The following is a 21,540-nucleotide window of genomic DNA, read 5'->3' on the forward strand; positions in this document are numbered from 1 at the left end:
ACCGGATACCGCGATCGGAGCTTGCACCTCTCCGATCCCGCCACTTTCTTTTCATCAAATTTTCCGAACTTCCGCATAGCGACTTATTCGCCACCCGCTATTTCTCTTCCGTATCCGACGAAATCACGCTGAACGAATGATTCCGAGGAACCGTCCAACCTGCTCTTGGAGACGCGAGCTGTCGTTCGTTAGTGAGCGCGCTGAGGTCAGCACGCGGGCGGACGCAACGCCCGTATCATTGGCACCTTGTTGAACTTCCTCGATGCTCGAACTGACCTCGGAGGTTCCAAGCGCAGCCTGTTGAACGTTGCGGGCGATCTCTCGAGTGGCAGCGCCTTGCTGCTCGACCGCCGCTGCGATGTCCGACGAAATTCCAGACATTTGCTCGATGGTGGCGCCGATCTGCCGAATGGCGGAAACCGACTCCTGTGTAGCCGATTGCATTCCGACAATTTGTTGCCTGATTTCCTCCGTCGCTTTGCCCGTCTGCTCGGCCAGCGACTTCACCTCCGAGGCAACCACGGCAAAACCGCGACCAGCGTCGCCGGCGCGGGCGGCTTCAATCGTGGCATTCAAAGCGAGAAGGTTGGTCTGACTGGCGATATTGTTGATGAGATCGATGATGTCGCCGATGTGGTTGGCGGCGTCTGCCAGCGCACCAATTCGCTGGTTGGTCTCCCTAGCCTGGCCGACCGCCTGATGAGCAATACTCGCCGACTGCTGAACCCGCCGAGCGATTTCGCTGACGGACGCCGTCATTTCCTCCGTGGCCGATGCGACTGACTGAACGTTGGCTGAGGCCTGCTCTGACGCGGCGGCCACCGAGGTGGACAGTTGCTCCTCGCGTTCCGCCGTCGACGTCAGTGACCTTGCGGCGCTTTCAAGTTCTTCGGCAGCGTTGGCAAGGTCATGGATGACCTCGCCGACCGATGCCTCGAACTCGCCCGCGAGGTTCTCCATATCGGACTTTCTTTGAGCAGCTGCCCGCTCTTCCATTAGAAGCTGCTCTTCTTTGAGCCGCTCAACCTCCAGAGCATTTTGCTTGAAGACCTCGACGGTCTTGGCCATCTCGCCAATTTCGTCCTTGCCGGTCGTGCCAGGAACGTTGCGCGACAGGTCTCCCTTGGCAAAGGACTGCATGACATCCTTAAGCCGAGAAATCGGCTGCGAAAGCCATTTAATGCCGATCCACATCGCGAAAGCTAGATTGAGGACGAGGCCTATCGCGGCCGTGACATATGTCGTCATCACTGTCGAATGAGTGTGCTGCGTAAGCTGTTCCGCCAGCGCAGCGGCTTCCGCCGAGAGCCGGTCAGTCAATCGTATCTGCGCCGCAACTGCTTCTCCGATCAAAGGCGCGCAGTGCTGAATCAAGCGCTGCATTCCCTCGCCTCGCGAATCCGTTGACTTTGATTGCGCTGCACTCTGGATCACAGGATCGCACACCTTAAAGGCTGCATCGAAGCTTGCACGGACCGGACCAACAATCGCATCATGCTCGGCAAGGTTGCGCTGAACCTCTTTCATACCCTCATCATACGCATTCCGACTGGCGGCAACCCGAGCGAGAAGAGCTGCAGACGCTTGAGCGTCCGGTTGCGCAACAGCTTGTAGGGCCCCTGAGAGATAGCCCTCGGCCTCCCTTCCGGAACGAGCACTCAGCACGGTAAATCTGTCGAGCCTCCTTACAGCGTCCGAGTATGACCGGTCGATATCTTCCATCCGCAACGACGCAAACCAGATCTGGCCCGCCAGCTGTAGAGCCAGCGACATAACAATCAGCCCGATCTTCGAAACGATCTTCAGGTTGCTGAGCCCCGCCATCGGAATCCCCACGTTGACCGGCCGTCTTTCTCGGTCGGTGCAGTGTTCTGTTTCGAACACTCATGGGATGTGAACATTCCGAGAGCGTTAACGGCGGGATTAGCAGAAAGGATAGCTGAAGACGTATCCAGACTCCGGATTCGACGACGGTTCGTCTACCGCAGAATAGATTATCGGGATGCCTCCGGCAGCCTTCGACGCATGACACAGATAAAAAACTAATCGTACCCCCGCTGGGCGCAATGCGGATTGTGGAGACAGTAACGGGCCAATATGCTCAGAATCTGGGGAGCACCTGCGTAATGAATAGCGTCGAGCAACCGCCGATCTGCTGTCGATGCGGCGCCTCAATGACGCTTCTCGGCATCTTGCCAGCGCGAAGCCATCTGCCCCTGAAACATGTCTATCGATGTATGACTTGCGGCGAAGTGAAGGTAGTCGAGTCCGAGTAGGTTACTGGATCCATATCGCCCCACTGAAGGACTCGGCGTTTCGGACCAAAGATCGCACCCTCCTCTTGAGAGATTGGAGTGTGTCGTCGACCTTGCGTTTACTACCATATCTGCACAACGCAGCGCTGCACGGTCCTGCCCGGTTTAGCGTAGACGCGCTCGAGCCGCAGGCCAAATGACCTAGCAACAGAAAATGTGCAAGGACACGCGAGGGGCCTTTGGCTCAAGCGTCGACGGACCGGCGGCTCCCAAGTGGCGGTTCCATTTGTGGAACCGGCGGTAGATTTGTTCTATCGCAATCGAGAGCTGCGCAATCACACCTAATGCTCCCAGTCAGCTAGGAGCAGTCGCGATGCAGCCCGTGTCGAGCCAGATGTACATTAAGCTCTGCAGTCGATGCGGAGCGCGATCCCATTTGATCCGAATTTCTCCACTGACAGACGGTCATGACGTTCGGAGTTATGAGTGCCGAAACTGCGGACAGGTCGACCGCTATGACGTATCGCCCGATCCAACGGTGCCTTGGTTACCGATCGAAACCGCCCTATAGGCGTTACGAAGGGAACTCCGCCGGTTTGATTTCGATACGGTCTGCGTGAAGGGACCAATTCCTAGTGGAGTGCAGCTGACAGAACTGCTGCTTAGCCAATTCCTCTGCACGCCCCTCGTCCTCCGCGTCGATCTCCAACTGATTCTCGATCACTTCGGCTTCGTGCCCATTATCCCCGAGTATGTCTTTGAGGAAACGCACGACGAAATGGGCCATTCCTCACCTCCCTGCTTGGGGTTAACCATCATCCTTCCGGGACCGAGATCAGAGTTGTTTGGACCGCACATCCAACGCCAATCGCTGCGCGCCGCCCATCAACTTTCTGCCAACCTTACTGGTTCCAAAGACGGCGCGCCTCGGAGGGAACCCCATCGCTGGGCCACAACCTCGGAGCAGTGATGGCATACCCGGACCTGAGAACTGGCGCGTTTGCAGGCCTCAGAGATCCACTTGGTCGTGGGCTTCATGATCTGCTCAGTTGTCCAGCGGCGACCGCCGGCCGGGTTCAGCCACAGCACGCCGCCATCTCGACGTCATCTGGCCAGTGAACTTAGCTACCAACCCATTACCGACGGAATAGCGAGGTGCGGGTCGCCACGGCAGAGGCGTGAGTGGCCTGCCGCCCCAATAATCGAATAGATAGCTGGGCTACAGCCGTCCCCAAGCTTCGACCGGCTGGTTCCGGAAGACCGTCACGAACTGCGCGCACAAGTCGCGGTCACTCTGAGCGGACTGAATACACCTCAGAGCTGCCGCTCCAGAACCTCCAAGAGATTGCCAACATCCTCCTCCCGAAACGGTTTAGAAATCAAGGGAGCGTCGGCAAAGATGGTAAGAGCTCCAGCATGGCCATAGCCGGTGATGAAGCCGAAGGGCTTTCCACGAGCCTTCAAGGCAACCGGTAGCGCATGCGCCTTCTGCCCGTTCAGATTCAAATCGAGCAGGGCAACATCAAATTGAGCTGTAGCAGCAAGATGCATCGCCTCACGAATATTGGTGGCGGTGTGCGCAACAGTATGCCCAAGCGCCTCAACCGCGTCTTCGATCAGCAGCGAGACCGCAACCTCATCTTCCACCACGAAAACTCTAAGGGGCATTTTGGATTAAACCCAAGTCGAGCGGCAACCGAATGTCACATTTGACGCCGTCGGACTCGAAACGGTGCTCGACCGACGATCCCGTCTCGATCGCGGTGGCACGCTTAATCAGCTTGGAGCCGTAGCCATTCTTCAGTGGCTTCTCGACGGTCGGCCCTCCTACCTCGCGCCACGATAAAGAAAGCCACCGCCTGCTCCCCGCTTCCTCGACTTCCCATCGGATTTCTACGCTGCCCTTATCGACGGAAAGACTGCCATACTTGAGCGCGTTGGTGCATAACTCATGTAACGTCATTGCCAGCGCTGAAGAGAGCCGCGCCGGCACGGCAACGTCTATCCCATCGAGCATAAAACGGTCTGCTCCAAACATGGAAACGCCTCGCAGCAACAAATCTCTCAATGAGGTATCGGCAAATCCGCGTGACGTAAGTGCATCATGCACACCCGACAGCGCTAGCAATCGCTGTTCAAAGGCTCGATAGAGTTCAGGAGACGCATTAACGAAGGTATTCTTTGCGATCGACTGTATAGTTGCGAGAGTATTTTTAACGCGATGGTTCAGCTCGTTAATGACAAGCTGGAGGCGCTCCTTTGTTAGCTCAAGTTCGGTAATGTCCGTGTTCGTGCCCAGCCAGCCAACAAGCTTACCATTCTCCTTTAGAGGCTCAGCTCGGGTCATGAAGGTTCGATAAGAGCCATCCGAGCCGCGCCGCAGCGGGAAAGTCCATTCGAACGGTTCGCCAGTTTCCAAGGCTTTTGTCCAGCGCTGAAGCATCTCCGGCAGAACATCGGGATGGTGAACCGACTGCCATCCCCACCCAACCATATCGTCAGGGCGGGTGCCTGTATATTCATACCACCGATCATTATACCAGATCAGCCAACCATCTGCGTCGGCCATCCAGGCGAGGTTCGGCATGGAGTTCGCCAACGCGCGGAATTGCGCATAGCTAAGGTCCGCTTGAGGCCGAGTAGCCCCAGCCTTTTCAACGACCGACAAAGGCACCTCAACTCCTTGCTTGCGCGACCACTCCCCCATAACGCCGCTCATGAAAAACGCTCCACCCGCGTTTGAGTTTGAAACCAGCAACCCACCCCTTGAAAACAATACTCCGTCCAATCGTCCACCTCAATCAACGGCAACAGCTCTCGTTCTAGATGCGAACTTGGCTCCGCTAGCCCTCTGGCTGGAGGAGCTGGGTCGATTGTGTGTCCAGCCTCACTGTCTGCACTCGACCCGACGGAACCAGCGAACGATCAGCTGATTGATTAAACGGAAGTAGATTTCGGCCTCTAGGAAGCTCAGTAGTCAACGATAACGTGGGAGATCACATGAAAGACCAACTCGAGGAGCGCATCGACCATCGCACTGAAGAAATGCGACAGGTGAAGGGACTGCCAGAGGAGCGTCGCGATGAATTCCGGAAGCAAGCAGAGAAGGACGTTCGTGGTGAAAAGGAAACGTATGAACGGCTGAAGTCCGACCCCAGCGTCACGACCAACAGCTGACTCTCCTTGTGAAATACTGCCACCCGGCTCTTCGAGCCGGGGGCGCCATCCTAGAGCCGCATCGGCGTCGCAGCGACCGCCGCGAAAACCACTCACTATTAGACCGCAATCTCCGATCCGGACGGGTCCGGACGGGCGCGGTTTCAGGCCCATTGCGAATCCTAGAGCGTGCTCCGCACGAGCACCCAATCCGCAACTGTTCGTCGCATGCCGACCGAGAGAGTGCAGATCGATCGGATTTCCGGACGTTGCAGTTTTTTCGGCGCTCCCGCCGGCAGATCGCAGCAAACGCCGCCAGCATAACAAATAACATACCCCTCTAACCGCGCTGCGGCTCGCAACCAATCGACCTTCCATACCCAATCAAGACTTGGTCGCTCGTCAATTTGGATAACCCGTAGTTGTACCAGCGGCGATATTCACCTCTTTCTAAAGCATTTTATGCAATCTCGCGGCATTAAATTACCGTTATCCACCCCGTCGCAGTTGGAATGCCGCAAATGCAGATCAATCGGATTGGAAACAAGCTCGGTTTAGCAGGGATCATCGGGGTGCTCCTCACGGGGGGCATACTGGTGAATCAAACCAGTGCCGACCTGGCAATCAGCGCAGCAAATAGTCGGGCGGACAGCCAGCAGTTCATCAACGAGAATGCGCTGGAAGCGAACATCGCTCTTCGACGAATGCAGGTCGCCGCCCGCGAGATCCGGTTGGCTAAAAGCTCCAGTGAACTAGAGAAACCCATCGTCGTGCTGGCCGACATGAGAGACCGAATCTCCAAGAGACTCAGCGATGCCGCCCAGCGGATGATCACGCCGGCCAACCGCACGAGAGTTGAGACAATCACTACGCTGACTCACGATTATAATGAGCAGACACTACAGCTCGTGAAAACGCTTCAGCGCAGTTTTGAAGTCACGGCCCACCGTAATTCGACTGCAGACGATTGGCGGAAGGCGATCGACACTCTGCAGGGTCTTCTCGCAGATCGAGACGACCTCGCAAAGATCGCGTTCCAAGCCGACGCTCATTTCAATGCAGCAAGAGCCGCGACTTGGCGGTACACGGCCACGGGGGACGCTGCACTTCCTTCCGTTATGAGTGCAGAACTCAACGCTACACAGGCTGCTTTGAGCCAGCTTCGTGCATCAAATCCTGACAAACTATATCTGGCCGTTGTAGATCGCCTGTCTTTGAGCGCTAGTTCGTTTTCGGCACTGTCGGCTGAAGTCACCAAGATCGAACTCACCCGTTATGAGCAGACTGCAGCCGCTGTGGCTACAGGAAACAAAACCATCGAACTTATGCGCGAAGCTGTTGACATCGCGAGCAAGAACTATCGTCAAGCCCGGGAGCTTGCCTCAACAGAGCTGGCACATGCAAACAACATCGCCTTCCTGCTCGCCGCCTTTGTGATGACTGTGATGATTGGATCCGTGCTGTTTACATTTATGGGAGTCGCACGGCCACTCAAGCGCCTGAACGGGGCCCTTCTCAAAATGGCGAATGGTGCGCACAATTTGACGATTCCGGGTGCGGATCGCGGCGATGAAATTGGAGATATTGCAAAGACTGTTGTTGTCATCAGCACCAACGCCGCAAAGAAGGCTCGAGACGAGGCAGATGCTCAAGCGCAGCGACAACAACTTGCAGCGCAACAGAGAAAGTCGGACATGATCCAGCTTGCGGACAGCTTCGAAGCCGCCGTCGGAGAAATCGTTGATACTGTCTCGTCCGCCTCGACAGAGCTTGAAGCCTCGGCTGCGACGCTCACGACGACGGCTGACCGAACTCAAGAGCTGACTACCGTAGTGGCTGCCGCCTCGGAAGAGGCGTCCACAAACGTGCAATCTGTGGCTTCTGCGACGGAAGAGCTGACCTCCTCGGTGAACGAAATCAGTCGACAGGTTCAAGAGTCTGCGCGCATAGCCAACGAAGCGGTGTCTCAGGCGCGCGTCACTAACGATCGAGTCGGCGATTTGTCGAAGGCGGCCTCCCGGATTGGCGATGTCGTCGAGCTCATCAACGCGATCGCAAGTCAGACCAACCTGCTCGCGCTCAACGCTACCATCGAAGCCGCCCGGGCGGGAGACGCTGGCCGCGGCTTTGCCGTTGTTGCGGCTGAGGTCAAGATTCTGGCCGAGCAAACAGCAAAGGCAACGGGGGACATCAGCCAGCAGATATCGAGCATCCAAGGGGCTACGGACGCTTCAGTGCACGCTATTCGTGAAATCAGTGTCACGATCGAACGATTGTCGGAAATCTCGTCGACGATCGCCTCGGCGGTCGAGGAGCAGGGTGCCGCCACTTTGGAAATCTCTCGGAACGTTCAGCACGCGGCGCAAGGCACTCACGAGGTCTCCGCGAACATTGGCGAGGTTCAACGCGACGCTTCAGAAACTGGCGCAGCATCAGCACAAGTTCTTTCCGCGGCCCGCACCCTCGCCTCGGACAGTAACAGGCTGCGCAGCGAGGTCGGAAGATTCCTTAGCACCGTTCGTGCTGCGTAGCACGCTCCGGTCTTGCGCCTCGGAGTGACGAGGACGACATCCACAACAGCCCCCAGCTTGATGCCATAATCCAAGACAACCTCCTACTCTGCGGAGGCCGCAGCTGGCTCAGTTTGGCAACCTACGCATTGAGTATGGAGCCACAGCCGCCAATGAGTCACCGAAACAAAGATCGGAAGGTCGTCCATATCTCGCCAACCATTAATACCGCGCCGACATGGAAAAACGAGGGCGTGACAGCCCTCCCCGTCGATTACAGCGAGTTCCAAATCGACGTCGAACGGAGCACACACGATCGGCCGCCACATCGATTTCCTCCCAAGTTGGTGCTTGTATGTTCGTCGAAACGACAGCGAATGACATTAACATTTGCGAGTCTGAAGGCCATGTTTCAACCAACAAGCGGTATTAAGTTGACGAACGACCGGGCTTTCAGATCACTATACTTTGTTCGACCCGCATCAATTAAGTGCACGCGCCTTTCAATTACGACGGTCGCTATGCCCGATTATCTACAGTTCGCTTCCCACGAGTTAGCAACGGATCGCCCTGGCCCGCGAACAACATCGTCGCCGGTGCTATTTACGACCTCAGTGATCCTTCGACCATCAGTCAACGCCCTTTACGCTCCATTATGCTTCGTTCGTTACAGATGATCCGGCTGAACTCAATGGTCTCATCCAATGGTCAACTCTAGTCCAATCTTAGTAGCTGCTGCTCAACATTGCCGCCGGGCGGCTGAGGCAGCTTCTCCCGAGATCGCGAATCAGCTGATCCAACTCGCGGAGTATTTAGAAAGCAGGACTGATGACGTTTCTGGTCCTTCGTCCTCAATGACGTGTGGCGTCTCGACGCACCATACCTTCGATCGCGTTGTTTCGTGAGACGATAGAGACCGGATCCATACAGCGTCGGATCCAGCAGCTCCTCGGAGCTTTTTTGACGTCACCGCAAAGCGCCACTGAGCACCAATTTGGTCGGCTCAGCCAGGCGCGCTGCGAGAGCTCGGACAAGCGAGGGGCGCCGGAACTTTGACTGCGGTTCCCGGTTTCAGTTTGAATAGCCCTCACGGAGCAACACACGACTGAAGCTCGTCGCGATCACTTTTATGGCGCAGAAACTCGCCAGTAGCGAACCTGCGGCGACTACCGGCACTTCAGGCCACAAGTAGGCGCCACCAGGAGATCGTAGATGTCGATCAAGGACTTCAACGGCACCACCCCGGTCTTTCTCCCGGAGCGCTTCTTCGATGGATGTTTGGAAGGCTGGGCAGTTCTAGAAAGTCTCGTCGGGGGCTTGCAGAAGCGCGCCGTCATCAGAGCGGAGGGACGCTGGAGCGAGGCGGAAGGCACCGTCCACTTTACCGAGGTTTATCGATTTGATGATGGGCACGAGGATACCCTGCACTGGGCAATCCACAAAGTGGCGGACGGCAAATACAATGGCTCCGAGCCGCGCTTAGAGGGACCAGCGGAAGGATATCAGGCCGGGTGCGCGTTCAACTGGCGCTACACGCGTAACACGCCGCAGAAGGATGGCGGGGCGGTCAAATTGAATTTCGACGATTGGTTCTACCTAATTGAGGAGAATGCCTGCATCGTTCGTGGCTCTGCTGGCAGGGCTGGACTTCCATTCGGAACGGCACACGTAGCCTACCGAAAGATAAGCTGACCGTCTCTGTAGATTCCCTTAGGCGCCGCCCCCTAAGCGACGTCACCAACTACAATCACGGTTGGAATCCGCCAATCTGGCCTTCTCGCATTAGGAGTAGGCCACATGCTCACCCAGTCGTTCAGCCCCTCTTCTGGCAAGGCCCCCCTCCCCGGCACCGACTTCTTCTCCCTCCCGTCAGGTTCCGCCGGACTTGTAGCCACTGAGTTCCACTATCGGAAAGAAGAGGAGATCTTCGGAGAAGACGAACCTTCCGAGTACGTCTATCAGGTTGTCTCTGGCGCTGTCCGCAGCCACAAGCTGCTGTCGGACGGTCGCCGTCAGATTGGCGCCTTTTATCTGCCTGGAGATGTTTTCGGGCTGGAAGTTGGCGCCATACACCGCCTCACCGCTGAAGCCGTGATCGACACCACCGTTCGTCTGCTTCATCGTCGTAGTCTGGAGCGCGCTGCTGCCACGGATGTGGATATCGCGCGGAGCCTATGGTCGATCACTGCAAACGAACTCTGTCATGCGGAGAGCCACCTGTTGCTCCTCGGCAGAAAGAGTGCCCTAGAAAGGGTCGCCAATTTTCTACTAGAGATGGATCGCCGACTGGCCCACACAGGTTTGATGTATCTACCGATGTGAAGGCGCGACATCGGCGACTATCTCGGACTGACCCTCGAGACGGTGTCGCGCTCCGTGTCCGAACTACATAAACAAGGCATTGTTGGCCTTCCCAGTGCTCGTCAAATCCAGGTGGTCAATCGCGCCAAGCTGCGCGGGTTGGATGCATAACCACTAATCATCTTGACCAACACGGGGCACGAGGCCCGCCGACGACTTGATGTTCGAGACGTCGACGCGACCAATGGCCTAAAAATACTTAGGTTGTTGCAGCTGGCAGCCCATCAGGCAGTTCGCATCGTATCTAGGAACCGCTCAACTTCCTGCTTGAGCCAGGTGCTGTCTTCCAAGGCGACCTCCATGTGCGTTCGAGGCGATCATACAGGACGTCGATTCCCGCATAGGGCGAGCAGATCCCCGTCTTTCTTCACTCCCCGAGCGACGATCTGCTGCGCCCGTCCGGCAGCGGCGCTGCAGCTTTAGGGCTTCCTCCTGAGAGGCCGACGACGGGTGCAGCAGCGCGGCGGTCGACCTCGTTCGGCGTTCTTGCAGCGGGAGCACTCATCTCGAGCCACCGATAGCCACCTTTGATCGCCTGATGATCTTTGAGGGAGGCATGCTAGGACGGCGGTCACTTACGCAACCCACCGGTATCGGCCGTCAAGATAACCCAGTCGCCCTGGCCGATTCCATAGACTACCCACAGCATGAACACTACCAAGCACCACCAGCGTCTTGACTGACAGATCAGAAATTGCGCCGCGGGGAAGCGCCTTCGAAGCTGCGGCAGACAGGACAGCGAGGTCAGCTTCGCTGCCGCGTTTCCAATCGGCTGGGTGACATCCATAATCACCCTCCCGAAATGGCCGTTCAGCGAGAGGTTCCTGCCGCTGATCTGCTGCAGGCCAATCACCCTTCGAAATGGCTCACATTCTCTGAAGCTTCGCGGCCAGCGGCAGCATCATTCTCGATTGCTGAATAATTTCGGCAATCCACGAACTCCGACAGCCAAATGGGCACCTCACAACCTAATGATCGGACGCGGCGCTGGACCTCATGGATAACCTCCGTTGTTGCGTCCCGCGCCCATCCCTGCCTTAGGTTGAAGGCCACGACAAAAGTGGGATTCTCGAATTCGCCTGCCATCGGATCGGCCGTGACGCTTTCCAGATCGCAGCGGTCGTAGTCCGCCTCGCGAAATGCTCGTCCCTCTCGTCCGAAATCATCCAGCACGAGATAAACCGTTCTATTTTCGGTGTCGGGGTCCTTGGGAGATTCATCCATAGCCGCCATGGCGTTTCCAGAAATTTGTCCGCAAATCAATGATGAAGCGACCGGGAGGTTCCAGCTAAACTGGAGGTTAAATGGAACTCGCGACGGTTCCCGCACATGATCACCATGTCGGCTCGGAACGTGGATAGGGGGAGAGAACCTTTTTGAAAGTGCGTGAGACAATCAACCGCTATGGCGGATCGGCAGCCTGGCTGCTCGCGGGAACGCTGTTCCTCGTCATATTGATCGCAGGTACCGTTCTCCTCAATCTCTCTCGTCTGCGTCAGCACTCCGAATGGGTGCAACATACAAACGACGCGATTGCCGCCATTTCAGCGATCCAACACGCGTTGCTCAACGCTGAGTCGAATGAACGGGCGTATTTACTCACTGCGATCGATGAATTCGCAAAGGACTTCGAACTCTCTCGAGTTGCGGTTGGGCAGAGCATCGACAGTCTTCGTCAAATGGTTTCGGACAATCCAGTTCAAATCGCCAACGTGGACAGGCTCCGAACCTTGGCAGACGGACGATTGGCCCAATTACAGCACGCCGCCATGTTGGGTCCAGCTCGACTGCCAGACGCAGTAGAATATCTAAAGACCGCCCGTATGGATGGACTAACCCAACAGGCGATCACGCTGCTGACGGGAATGACGAATGTCGAGCGCTCACTCCTTGACCGACGTCAGAAGGACCTACAGCGGAGTTCGACAGGCGTCGCCATCGCAAGCACTCTGCTACTTCTTCTGGCCTTGGCGGGTGCGGTATTTACAACATTTCTCATCGAACATCAGCGAGCCATAATAAGTCAGCGGCTCTCGGATCTGCGGATTCAAGGCCTTCAGTCGGAGCTCATGCACGTCGCACGCCTCAGCACTATGGGTGGCATGGCGAGCGCCCTTGCACACGAGCTCAATCAACCCCTTTCCGCTATTACCAACTATGTGAACGGCGCGATCCGTATCCTGCGTCTGCCAAAACCGGATACCGAACGCGCTATCGTCGCGCTGGAGAAAGGGGTCCAGCAAGGACTTAGGGCGGGAGCGATCATCAAACGGCTCAGAGAGTTCGTCTCCCGAGGCGAGACCGACCGCCGAGACGAAAGCATCCGAGCCATAGTGGATGAGTCGCTCGCCCTCATCTCGGTTGTCCAGCGTGACAGACCTGTGAACGTTACTCTCAGACTGGATCCGCTGTGCGATCAGGTGCACGTTGACCGTATTCAGATCCAACAGGTGCTAGTAAACCTGCTCAGGAACGCTTTCGAGGCAATGCGAGATCAGTCCGAACGCAAGCTTTCGGTCGTTAGTACCCCTGTTAGCGGCGGGATGGTGGAATTGGCTGTGGCGGACAACGGTCCCGGAATCGATCCGGCCATCGTGGAGCGCCTCTTTCAACCGTTCTCAACAACCAAGGCAGATGGAATGGGCGTCGGCCTCTCGATTTCACAAACCATCATACAAGCGCATGGCGGTGATATCACGGTGGAAGCCAAGGCAGAGGGCGGAACAATCTTCAGGATATCGCTCCCCTCTGCGACCCAAAATCAGCAGGAAGATCGTGGATTGCAGTTTACATCGGAGCCGTCATAGCCGTGCGCTTCAATGCCTTAATAGCGACCCTTTGTCTGGTCATTCGTCGGAAGCATAATCACGTATCGGTAGCCATCGTCGGCGTATTCGGCATCCAAAGACGCATTAATCTGAGCGAGTGATTGTTTGATCAGTCGTGGTCCGAAGTTGAACTTAGCGGGAGCAGTAACCTTGGGTCCATCCTGCTCAAGCCATTCGATTTTACAGCCACCCTCGCCTATTTGAGATCGGACGATGATGCGTCCCTTCTCTTCAGAAAGAGCCCCATACTTGAGAGCGTTCGTGGTCATTTCATGCAACGCAAGCCGGAGCCCCTTGGCTGTCTCCCGGTCGATCGTCGGATCTGCGCCATCGATGATCACCCGTCCTGGATGTGGCCGGTCGACCAAACATAGGCTCGGGTACTTCTCCGCCTCGCCATCAGGAGAAGGCACCATTCATCTGATTTTGAGCCACTTCGAGCACGGCTTCCACTTGCCCCGCTTTCAAGACATCCAAGGCGGTCCTTCCGCCGAGTTCGGGGTGTTCAGTCTTTAGGAACCGATAGACCGACCAAGGCTGCCTTCCAAGAACTTCGAACAGTTCGGATAATCCAGGCAACGGCATCCCGGCATCCGTAACTTGCCAACTCGGATATCTGACACCGCGGGTCGCTCCTTGCAGTCCAAGAATCTCGCCCCGCCCTCGCCTGACATTGACCGTCTCGTGCGAAGCTCCGATGAGAGCGCCGAAGTCGTTCCCGGTCAGCATGTCGTCGCCTTTCAGAATTTCTGTGATCTTGAACCTTCCGCGATCTCGGGCAGCTGACAACGATGCTTCCAACGACGAGACAGCCAACGAAGCAAGGGTGACGAGGCTGCCGATCGCTTTCGCGCTGCCGTCTGGCGACACCTCCACCGTGAAGCGAACGGGCTGCCGGACCTTTTTGGCTTTCCTCGCTCCAGCCCTGTACCCTTTCATAATTTCGAGGATCGCCAGCTTTTCAATAGATTCTTGGCTGGTCTTCGCGCCGGTCTCTGACGTCTTTCCGAAGGATACAATGCGGATGTGGCCTGTTACTCCATCCGGGCGGCCACGTTTCTTGCTGCGCTTCTTCGTTGCGCTCGCCGCTTGATTTCGTTCACGCGTTTCGACCATGACGGACCTCCACTGCACACCATCGTCCCGCTCCTCATATTCGTCAAGCTCGTCAGGTTCATCAGCGTTGCAGCAGGCTGCCGCCTTTGGACGAGGATGATGAATGCGTCCAACCTGAGGTGGAGCTCGCCGAATCGCTGAGTGTGATGGCGCTCCGTCAAAGGAAAGACGCCGTCCCTTAAAAGCTACCTCTTCAAACAGCCTTTGAAGGCCCTTCAAAGCCGCTTTAAACGCCTCGCTGCCCGAAGAGATGCTGGGAGTTGACGACCACTCTAAATCCGGAGACAAAAGGAAGTCCCCCGGAGCCAGTTCTCAGAGATTGAATGGAGAACTGCGTCATGCGCGAGCCGAAGCTGGAAGTTAGCTTGTGGGGTTTTAAGATTAGTGCCGTAGGTATCTAGGCCGTTTGCGCTGCCGTGTTGATCTTTCTTGCGGTGCTGACGGCTTGGCGGTTCTAGAATTCCTTCGTTGAAGCTAATCCATCCTTGGCAATTCCGATTCCTCTGCTTCTAAATCCTTCCCGCCATTATCAGACGTCCACCTCCTTCGCTTGACTGCAGATTAGCAGACTCCATTCACACCGAGAACGTCACGATCGAGCACATCCATGACCGACGGCTCCGATGATCTCAATTTTGAACCGGAATTTGAACCGTACGACCCGCGCCGGTGGTCCGTAAATCTCTCGTTCTGGCGACCGTCCCAACTTTCCGATGCCGAGATGCAGGCATTTTTCGTCGACCGTGACGGCCGGTGGAGTGCTCAGACGAAGGCAGCGATCGAGCGCTTTAACGCAAAGGGCCTCGATTTGAATCAAAGTTGGGCCCTCGTCGAACAGCGTTGGCTGTGCCCTGTTTGCCAGCGATTTAAGGCCGATATCTTTCGGGTCTCGAGCCGGGGCATCCTACTGGCGAACCTCGAAGAACATCACGACCATTTCCGCGACTACGTCGGCAGCCGAGGGCGCGAACTCTTTGGTGAGAGATGGGTATTGGACCTTCCGTCCAGTGGAGCAACGATGGTCGACACGCTTGAGTCACTCGTGTCGACATTTCCTCGGGAGCTCGTTTGCTCCGAATGCAATGCCGCCGACGGCAAGGCCAAGCTCGCATTGAAGGACATGGTACCACCCTACTTTAGCTTCGCTCCGACTGAGATCAGGGGCTTCATTCAGCCTTCGCCAAATGCCGACCACAAGGTCGATCTCAAAAAGGCGGAAGCGATCTGGCGGCAACTTGAGCCGTCCCTGAAGGCGCGCGTAGATCTCGTCGATAATGCTTTGCACATGATCCAATCGGGGGCGTTGCATCGTGAACGCGGCACATCGTCGCTGGACCGTGCATGGCGACGTTTCGAACCACAATTGCAGCTTTACGCGGAGTTTCTGAACGCCTCCAATCGTGACGGGCGCGGCCGAGAACTCAACCAAGCCACAACGGAATTTCTCGCCCGCTCCGTACAGAAGGATTCTAACATATTGGCACCGCGAACTCAGCCTAAGCGGGCGAAAGTTCAAGAGCCGTCCGACGAGGAATACAGCACATATAACGATCCAGTCTCCCCGAAGCGGTGGCAAAACACCAACGAAGAATGGTTTTGCCCAGTTTGCAAAAGAAGAAAACGCCAGATCGTCCGTAAGTCCGGGAGCGGCAAATGGGCTGGCGGCATACGCGATCTCTATGAAGCGGTTGAAGAGACTTCGCAGGAAGGTCGGCGATTCAGGCGCATGACTCTTCCTCGATTCTCTCACGCGTTCATTATGCGTGAAGCGAGAAACGTTCAAATCTGTTCTGACTGCGCCGAGATCATTCCGCAACTCAAAGCGAGGCGGCGGGACCTAACAGACGTCTCCCTTACATGTTTAGATCTCCTAGCCTGCATCCAGAGCTTGGCACCCCACGCCTCTCACGTGGTGGATTGGGATGAAGCGGGAAATCGAGCATCAGCCAATCGCCAAATCGCCCCCGCATGGGATGCCTATTTCAAACACCGGGCCCTCGCATCCCGTATTCAGAATCTTTACAAACGGTTTTTGCGTTTCGAGAACGAAGCGTCCGCGATCCGTGAAGTGACGGAAGAAGTGATGTACGTCGCCGAAATCGACGAGTTGGACGAAGCCAGCATACTGGCGAGATGGTTGCTCGACGAAGCTGCTCGCTTCGACCAAGAGGAGGAGAACAACAAACGGGAATACCTTGCTTCAAAGGCCGCATCAAAGCCGAACTAAGCCAGTCAGCGGTTTCTGGGACTGCGACCATTAGGTCGATCACACACTGATGTATGAATGTGCCCGGCGACGGCCTCCAATTGGAGTAACCTTTCGAACAGAAGTCAGGGCGTTCGGATTGATGAAGTTACCAAGTACAGCCCTTCGCTGGGGTATTGAAACAGATCGAAACAGATTTCTGAAGGACCTCGTCAAGAACGCTGGCGAGCCGATCGCAGGATCGGCCGATCCTGAACAATGACGAGGTCGTCTTGGTCGGAACAACATCCGGGATCCTAACAATCGCCTGAGACCACTCTTCTCTACGTTGAATACGTTCTTTAGAAGAATATCGTACTTAGCGAAATTCTTCTGACGGACTGCAATGGTGAGTCCCGACATCTTCACAGTTCACCGTATGTGATGAAGCTCGATATCCCTCTCGAATTGCAAAGAAATGATGAGGGCTACTGCAGCACGGTGCCGACTGCGCCAGTTGGCGAACGTCGTAAAAAGGCGTTGACATCGGTGCAAAGTTCTCTATTTGTTCTTTTCATGTCAAGCGCGTTCATCAACAACGAAGTCTCTGGAAAGCGCCTCCAGCGCACCGCTGAGCGGCGCTTTTCATACATACGCTGATACCCACGACGCCTCGCTTTTGAAGGTATCGCGGATACCGCCCAATTTGTTTGGGGGACTAGCGTATCATGTCCAGACCTCAGCGCTCTGACTACCAACAGCATCAGCTCTCGAAGCTTCTTCAGCGCACTCGTGATGAGGCAGCGGCTCTCTTCTTTGCTCCAAAGAGCACGATGCGGTGCATCGGGCCTGCGATCTTTCGGACGCGATTAGCACGCGACGTGGGCTGTTTGCTCGACGTCGATCCATCGGTGACGTCATGGATCTGCCTGCCCCTGGTTCTGAGCCGCCGGAGCCACCACCACGTCCCAGATTTCTTGGTGACCAGGCCGGAGGGCGTAAGCCTGCTCGATGCCCATCCATCGTTTGTGAAGTGGCCCCCTCCGGACTGGCTCGGCGAAGCAGCTCAGGCGATGGGCTACCAATACGAAAAGTGCGAGGAAGCCGAGCTGCGTGGCAGCATCAGGCTCGAGAACGCCCGTGATCTTCTTCAATACGCGGGTTACAGAGCATCGCTCGGCGATCGCGTCCGTATCCTCGCCCTGCTCGAGGAAAACGGCTCGTTGCCGCTCTCAAGCTGCCTGGAGGCCGTTCGGAGCGGACATGACGCGATAGCGGTCATCGCCTCGCTGGCGCTGCAACGGTTCATCGAGATCGAACTCGATGAAGCTCGCATCGGTCCTGACACCATAATCTCCCGCTTCCGCGGCTGACCCCTTCCTTCTTCTCCGACCACCTTGACCGAGCGCACCTCGTGCGTCCGGAAGCAATGGAGCACGTCATGTCGTATTTGATCAACGGTCACGTCCCCGTGCCAGAACTTCAACCCGACATCGAGCGCCTACGTCGTCTGGTAGATGACCTTGAGCGGATTCGGCGCGGAGACCATCCCGGCGCGGCCCAACTTGCCGAAGCGCCGATCTTGAACTCCTGGGAATTGGCGCGGCGCCCCGATCTGTGCCTCACCGGTGCCGTCACTGGTCACCCGATCCTCCAAGACGACAAAGAAATTCATACATCAGCTTTGTGGGTGATTTCTCCGGTTCTTGGATACGCGAGAACGTTCTCGCGTCTGTATCGGCTTGGAAGTCCCTACGCCGATCCAAGTCTCCATTGACCGCCTGGATCTCCGGAGACAGCAATGAATCTGAGAAACCCTTTGAGATCGCGCGTGGCCTCACGTCAACGTTCGACAGACATGGGCGTGGCAGTCGCGCGGCAACTGCTGGTTCGATCCCTGCGTCAGAACAGTATGCACCACGTATTAGCCGGATGCGTTTCCGTCGTCGGATTCGTCCTGCACAATGCTGCCGATGGAAAGGCTTTCGAGGAAGCGGGGCGCACGCTTTATCGAAACCGGAATCGATCCAAGCGGACGATCCGACCTGCGATTTTGCAGTGGGACAGTGACGCTGCTATCCGACGGACACAGGAGAAAGATCTCGGCAAAACACTGGCAGGCAATGATCATGTCATCGCCTTTGCCTCCAGTGCCGATGAATTTCCGCTCACATTCCGTCTTGCGGCCGACGGGATTCTATCCCTCCCGGTCGCCGACCTCTCGGTGCTGAAGACAGCTTCCAAGGCCATTGGAATTCGCGGCCTGCCTGATGACATTTTGGCGATTGCGGTTGGAGAACCTCTCTCCCTGCTGAGCATCCTGATCAAGCCAGGTCGAAGCATGCTGCACATCGAGCGGAGCCTCAGGAGGGTCAAGAAGGACCAGCTCGCAAGAAGCTCTCAGAGGCGATCCTCCGTAGCGACCATGCCGAGCCTGGCCGATCTACACGGACTTGGGGAGGCCGCGGTCTGGGGCCGCGAACTTGCAAAGGACCTCGATGACTATCGGGCCGGGCGATTGCCATGGGCGGATGTCGATCGAGGCGTCCTCGTCTCTGGTCCAACCGGTACAGGCAAGACGACCTTCGCACAGGCTCTGGCTCGAACCTGCAGGGTTCCGGTGCATATCCACTCGCTCGCCCGTTGGCAGGCTGCTGGCTATCTGAATGACCTATTGAAGGCCATGAGGAGAGCTTTCCGAGATGCCATTCTGGATGCACCTAGCATCCTTTTCGTCGACGAAATCGACGCCTTTGGAGATCGCGAGACCCTCGAGGGAAAGAACGAGCAATATACGCGCGAGGTGATCAACGCCTTCCTGGAATGCCTCGATGGCGTAGACGGGCGTGAAGGCGTGGTGGTGGTCGGTGCGACCAATCTACCAGAGAAGATCGACAAGGCCATTCAGCGACCGGGCCGTTTGGGAAAGCATGTCAAAATCTCCCTACCCGACCTCGACGCTCGCGTTGGGATTCTGCGCCACCATCTCCGAGGTGACTGTGTATCTGCCGATCTCGCTGACATCGCATCTCGCCTGGAGGGTGCTTCCGGAGCTGTGATCGAACAGGTGGTCCGGGATGCACGGCGCAAGGCTCGTTCGGAACGGCGCCCGATGGCGTTTGCCGATCTTCTACACGGCCTGCCTGTACGGATTGTGCAATCTGACGAAGCCTTCCATGAGGCCTGCATCCATGAGGCTGGCCACGCCATGGTTGGCTACCTCCTCGCGGAGCTCTCCGGAAGCCGTCTAGTCGAAAGCCACGTCTGCCGGGAGGTGGGTCTGGACGGATCTGGTGGCCGGACAATCATGAGACAGATCCCGGGCCGCAACCTCGGGAGAGCGGCATATTTGGCTCAGATTACCATCCTTCTTGCCGGACTTGCAGCCGAAGAGTTTGTATTCGGGCACTATGCCGACGGCGGCGGTGGATCCGAAGATTCTGACCTCCGACAGGCCACGCTCATTGCGACGACAATGGAGATCTCACTAGGTCTTGGTGAGAGCCTAGTTTACCTCACGTCTCGGCGTTCAGGAGACGTATTGGGAAACCTTCGGCGAAGCCCTTCGCTCCAACGGATTGTAGCGAGAACGCTCGACGACTGCTTTCAGAGAGCAAAGGGAATCATTAACGAACGAATTGTCGGACTCCGCCGCATCGCTCGCCTTCTCAACGAAAGCGGACAGGCTTCAGTCGGTGATATCGAACGAGCGCTCGGTCCAGCACAGTAGCTCTAGACACATTCCTTGTTTTAGTTCGGCTACGTTTTCGACAGCAACTCTCGACACATACTTGGCCTCGGGCTCCAAGGTCTACCGAAAGGATCGCCCCACACCACAATGCGATACAGCCACTTGCGCGGTGACAGGAGCAGTTCTCTGGGTGCCATCGCCGCCAAGATAGCGTTTCACATAAGAGACAAGTACCGTGCGATACCCGACGAATTGATCAAAGCCGTCAACGTTGTCGCCGCCATCCCCAAAGTTAGGTGGAAAGATGCGACAGCAGTCGGGAAAGTCAGCAAGAAACTGCTCAGTAGTCGCGTATTTCTGCGAATGAGCCCGTTTCGACGTACTGTACCCTTTTCCGTGTTCGGTAATCCCGTCGATAGGGTCAGTGATGACGACCGAAATCGCGCCTCGGTAATAATCCATGTCCTTTAGAAGTCGCATTTCCGAGAGGCAAACCCCTGCATTCATCGCAGCGGACGAGGCGCCGAGCGTCAGCACTAAGAGACCGACCAAGACGAGCGCCACTCGAAACCTTCTCGCTACGTCAGATCCGAACAACTCTCGCTCGGTCTTCGACATACCCCAGCTCCACTGCTGCAGCATTGTTGTGACCAGACCGAAGAGTCGGATGCCGGACATCATCTCTCAATATCTGTAGAGGCGCTCATACGTCGATTAGAAGGATTGCGAGCACATTGGTAAACGACCATTAACCATTCCATATGACCGGTTCTGGGAGGATCTTCTCAAGTCGGGTTCCCTGATGTACTTAACGGCCCACCAAACAACGACTTGTTTGGCCGCGTTCGCTCCGGCGAAAAGTGCATCTGGATCAAGTAGATCCATCAGAGCCAGAGGAGGCAAAATATGTCGATTTTCGCGCAAGCCTCCTGCCCCAGCACTCCTCTCATCGCATTCTCCTCCATAGTCGGTTGATTACCCTGCGCTCCGGCGCATCGTATTCGGTTGAACGAAGCCCAGTGATCTCCTCGACTGGGCTAGACGTCGGACGCCAGCGCTTCCGACTAGGAGACTAGCTGTGCCTTTCGCTCCCCTCCAGAGCCAAATAAGCCGCTGAGCTAGCCGACATCCGGCGAAGTCTCAGCACGGTCGGACAACGTGTTTCGTGTCCCCGCCGAACATCGCGCACCGCCGTCCCGGGTCTCTCAACCTCCGATATCTCACCGGTCAAGTGGGCGTACGTAGGCGCCCATCGATGGAGCTCGTCTTATGGCCAGAGCAAAGACCTCACGTCTTCACTATCCTCTCGCCCCCCTGTCCCCGACTGAAGATCACACCCTCGGTGCCTCCTCCTCCATGGCCGCGGTGGAGAGCGCCAACGGGAGCTTGCGGATAGGACTGCACTAACACTTCGAGCCGATGTCGGCACCGCCTGGAG

At 56.6% G+C, this 21,540-nt stretch carries 18 protein-coding genes and 1 pseudogene; 10 read left to right on the top strand and 9 right to left on the bottom strand.

Features of this window, described 5'->3' with window-relative positions:
- Positions 1–123: 123 nt before the first annotated feature.
- The 4 genes from LRC39_RS15105 to LRC39_RS15120 all read right to left on the bottom strand — a co-directional run bounded on the left by LRC39_RS15105 (position 124) and on the right by LRC39_RS15120 (position 4,974).
- Complete coding sequence (locus tag LRC39_RS15105) at positions 124–1,824, bottom strand: methyl-accepting chemotaxis protein (RefSeq protein WP_346294823.1); 1,701 nt, start codon at positions 1,822–1,824, stop codon at positions 124–126.
- Between the two features lie 1,005 nt (positions 1,825–2,829).
- A complete protein-coding gene (locus tag LRC39_RS15110; RefSeq protein ID WP_346294824.1) occupies positions 2,830–3,042 on the bottom strand; it encodes a hypothetical protein in 213 nt (70 codons plus the stop codon).
- Positions 3,043–3,569: 527 nt separating this feature from the next.
- Positions 3,570–3,902: a response regulator gene (locus LRC39_RS15115; RefSeq protein ID WP_346294825.1), complete on the bottom strand. Its 333-nt coding sequence runs from the start codon at positions 3,900–3,902 to the stop codon at positions 3,570–3,572.
- Positions 3,903–3,912: 10 nt separating this feature from the next.
- Positions 3,913–4,974 (bottom strand): sensor histidine kinase, encoded by a 1,062-nt coding sequence (locus LRC39_RS15120; protein ID WP_346294826.1) that lies wholly within the window; start codon positions 4,972–4,974, stop codon positions 3,913–3,915.
- A 281-nt stretch (positions 4,975–5,255) separates the two neighbouring features.
- Between LRC39_RS15120 and LRC39_RS15125 the strand changes: the two genes are divergently transcribed.
- The 4 genes and pseudogenes from LRC39_RS15125 to LRC39_RS15140 all read left to right on the top strand — a co-directional run bounded on the left by LRC39_RS15125 (position 5,256) and on the right by LRC39_RS15140 (position 10,393).
- The gene (locus LRC39_RS15125; protein WP_346294827.1) at positions 5,256–5,432 is read left to right on the top strand and encodes a DUF2934 domain-containing protein; all 177 of its coding nucleotides are present in this window, start codon (positions 5,256–5,258) and stop codon (positions 5,430–5,432) included.
- Between the two features lie 500 nt (positions 5,433–5,932).
- Positions 5,933–7,942, top strand: a complete 2,010-nt coding sequence (locus LRC39_RS15130; RefSeq protein ID WP_346294828.1) for a methyl-accepting chemotaxis protein — start codon at positions 5,933–5,935, stop codon at positions 7,940–7,942.
- A 1,191-nt stretch (positions 7,943–9,133) separates the two neighbouring features.
- Positions 9,134–9,613, top strand: coding sequence for a DUF3833 family protein (locus tag LRC39_RS15135; RefSeq protein ID WP_346294829.1), 480 nt, complete (start codon positions 9,134–9,136; stop codon positions 9,611–9,613).
- A gap of 105 nt (positions 9,614–9,718) precedes the next feature.
- Positions 9,719–10,393 (top strand): annotated as a pseudogene (locus LRC39_RS15140) (helix-turn-helix domain-containing protein).
- Positions 10,394–10,853: 460 nt separating this feature from the next.
- On the opposite strand, the gene LRC39_RS15145 reads toward LRC39_RS15140, so the two are convergent.
- Positions 10,854–11,069, bottom strand: a complete 216-nt coding sequence (locus LRC39_RS15145; protein ID WP_346294830.1) for a hypothetical protein — start codon at positions 11,067–11,069, stop codon at positions 10,854–10,856.
- Positions 11,070–11,131: 62 nt separating this feature from the next.
- On the bottom strand, positions 11,132–11,515 hold the full coding sequence (locus LRC39_RS15150) for a hypothetical protein (RefSeq protein WP_346294831.1): 384 nt from the start codon (positions 11,513–11,515) through the stop codon (positions 11,132–11,134).
- A 149-nt stretch (positions 11,516–11,664) separates the two neighbouring features.
- Here LRC39_RS15150 and LRC39_RS15155 point away from each other — a divergent pair, with 149 nt between their 5' ends.
- Positions 11,665–13,089 carry an ATP-binding protein gene (locus LRC39_RS15155; RefSeq protein ID WP_346297510.1) on the top strand — a complete coding sequence of 475 codons (1,425 nt, stop codon included), beginning with the start codon at positions 11,665–11,667 and terminating at the stop codon, positions 13,087–13,089.
- 17 nt (positions 13,090–13,106) lie between these two features.
- Here the strand turns inward: LRC39_RS15155 and LRC39_RS15160 are convergent, their stop codons facing one another.
- Both LRC39_RS15160 and LRC39_RS15165 read right to left on the bottom strand, forming a co-directional pair.
- Positions 13,107–13,526 (bottom strand): sensor histidine kinase, encoded by a 420-nt coding sequence (locus LRC39_RS15160; RefSeq protein ID WP_346294832.1) that lies wholly within the window; start codon positions 13,524–13,526, stop codon positions 13,107–13,109.
- Positions 13,510–14,226, bottom strand: coding sequence for an antitoxin Xre/MbcA/ParS toxin-binding domain-containing protein (locus tag LRC39_RS15165; protein ID WP_346294833.1), 717 nt, complete (start codon positions 14,224–14,226; stop codon positions 13,510–13,512). Before LRC39_RS15165 ends, LRC39_RS15160 begins: the two co-directional genes overlap by 17 nt.
- A 607-nt stretch (positions 14,227–14,833) precedes the next feature.
- On the opposite strand from LRC39_RS15165, the gene LRC39_RS15170 reads away from it, so the two are divergent.
- The 5 genes from LRC39_RS15170 to LRC39_RS15190 all read left to right on the top strand — a co-directional run bounded on the left by LRC39_RS15170 (position 14,834) and on the right by LRC39_RS15190 (position 20,141).
- A complete protein-coding gene (locus tag LRC39_RS15170) occupies positions 14,834–16,453 on the top strand; it encodes a hypothetical protein (protein WP_346294834.1) in 1,620 nt (539 codons plus the stop codon).
- Positions 16,454–16,855: 402 nt separating this feature from the next.
- Positions 16,856–17,071 carry a hypothetical protein gene (locus LRC39_RS15175; RefSeq protein WP_346294835.1) on the top strand — a complete coding sequence of 72 codons (216 nt, stop codon included), beginning with the start codon at positions 16,856–16,858 and terminating at the stop codon, positions 17,069–17,071.
- A 230-nt stretch (positions 17,072–17,301) separates the two neighbouring features.
- Positions 17,302–17,784 carry a hypothetical protein gene (locus LRC39_RS15180; RefSeq protein ID WP_346294836.1) on the top strand — a complete coding sequence of 161 codons (483 nt, stop codon included), beginning with the start codon at positions 17,302–17,304 and terminating at the stop codon, positions 17,782–17,784.
- 68 nt (positions 17,785–17,852) lie between these two features.
- Positions 17,853–18,188, top strand: a complete 336-nt coding sequence (locus LRC39_RS15185) for a DUF6634 family protein (RefSeq protein ID WP_346294837.1) — start codon at positions 17,853–17,855, stop codon at positions 18,186–18,188.
- A gap of 81 nt (positions 18,189–18,269) precedes the next feature.
- Positions 18,270–20,141, top strand: coding sequence for an AAA family ATPase (locus LRC39_RS15190; RefSeq protein ID WP_346294838.1), 1,872 nt, complete (start codon positions 18,270–18,272; stop codon positions 20,139–20,141).
- A gap of 81 nt (positions 20,142–20,222) precedes the next feature.
- Here the strand turns inward: LRC39_RS15190 and LRC39_RS15195 are convergent, their stop codons facing one another.
- Entirely contained in the window at positions 20,223–20,720 is a 498-nt protein-coding gene (locus tag LRC39_RS15195; protein WP_346294839.1) for a hypothetical protein, read from the bottom strand.
- Between the last annotated feature and the right edge of the window lie 820 nt (positions 20,721–21,540).

It is taken from the genome of Rhodopseudomonas sp. P1 (assembly GCF_039642825.1).
Lineage (GTDB): Bacteria > Pseudomonadota > Alphaproteobacteria > Rhizobiales > Xanthobacteraceae > Rhodopseudomonas > Rhodopseudomonas palustris_H.

What these genes read in the sequence shown, in the direction of transcription:
- LRC39_RS15110 (WP_346294824.1), bottom strand. Translation starts at nt 3,042, where the DNA reads ATGGCCCATTTCGTCGTGCGTTTCCTCAAAGACATACTCGGGGATAAT.
- LRC39_RS15135 (WP_346294829.1), top strand. Translation starts at nt 9,134, where the DNA reads ATGTCGATCAAGGACTTCAACGGCACCACCCCGGTCTTTCTCCCGGAG.
- LRC39_RS15160 (WP_346294832.1), bottom strand. Translation starts at nt 13,526, where the DNA reads ATGGTGCCTTCTCCTGATGGCGAGGCGGAGAAGTACCCGAGCCTATGT.
- LRC39_RS15120 (WP_346294826.1), bottom strand. Translation starts at nt 4,974, where the DNA reads ATGAGCGGCGTTATGGGGGAGTGGTCGCGCAAGCAAGGAGTTGAGGTG.
- LRC39_RS15150 (WP_346294831.1), bottom strand. Translation starts at nt 11,515, where the DNA reads ATGGCGGCTATGGATGAATCTCCCAAGGACCCCGACACCGAAAATAGA.
- LRC39_RS15175 (WP_346294835.1), top strand. Translation starts at nt 16,856, where the DNA reads ATGAAGCTCGATATCCCTCTCGAATTGCAAAGAAATGATGAGGGCTAC.
- LRC39_RS15190 (WP_346294838.1), top strand. Translation starts at nt 18,270, where the DNA reads ATGGGCGTGGCAGTCGCGCGGCAACTGCTGGTTCGATCCCTGCGTCAG.
- LRC39_RS15105 (WP_346294823.1), bottom strand. Translation starts at nt 1,824, where the DNA reads ATGGCGGGGCTCAGCAACCTGAAGATCGTTTCGAAGATCGGGCTGATT.
- LRC39_RS15145 (WP_346294830.1), bottom strand. Translation starts at nt 11,069, where the DNA reads ATGGATGTCACCCAGCCGATTGGAAACGCGGCAGCGAAGCTGACCTCG.
- LRC39_RS15130 (WP_346294828.1), top strand. Translation starts at nt 5,933, where the DNA reads ATGCAGATCAATCGGATTGGAAACAAGCTCGGTTTAGCAGGGATCATC.
- LRC39_RS15125 (WP_346294827.1), top strand. Translation starts at nt 5,256, where the DNA reads ATGAAAGACCAACTCGAGGAGCGCATCGACCATCGCACTGAAGAAATG.
- LRC39_RS15165 (WP_346294833.1), bottom strand. Translation starts at nt 14,226, where the DNA reads ATGGTCGAAACGCGTGAACGAAATCAAGCGGCGAGCGCAACGAAGAAG.
- LRC39_RS15170 (WP_346294834.1), top strand. Translation starts at nt 14,834, where the DNA reads ATGACCGACGGCTCCGATGATCTCAATTTTGAACCGGAATTTGAACCG.
- LRC39_RS15195 (WP_346294839.1), bottom strand. Translation starts at nt 20,720, where the DNA reads ATGTCGAAGACCGAGCGAGAGTTGTTCGGATCTGACGTAGCGAGAAGG.
- LRC39_RS15185 (WP_346294837.1), top strand. Translation starts at nt 17,853, where the DNA reads ATGTCGTATTTGATCAACGGTCACGTCCCCGTGCCAGAACTTCAACCC.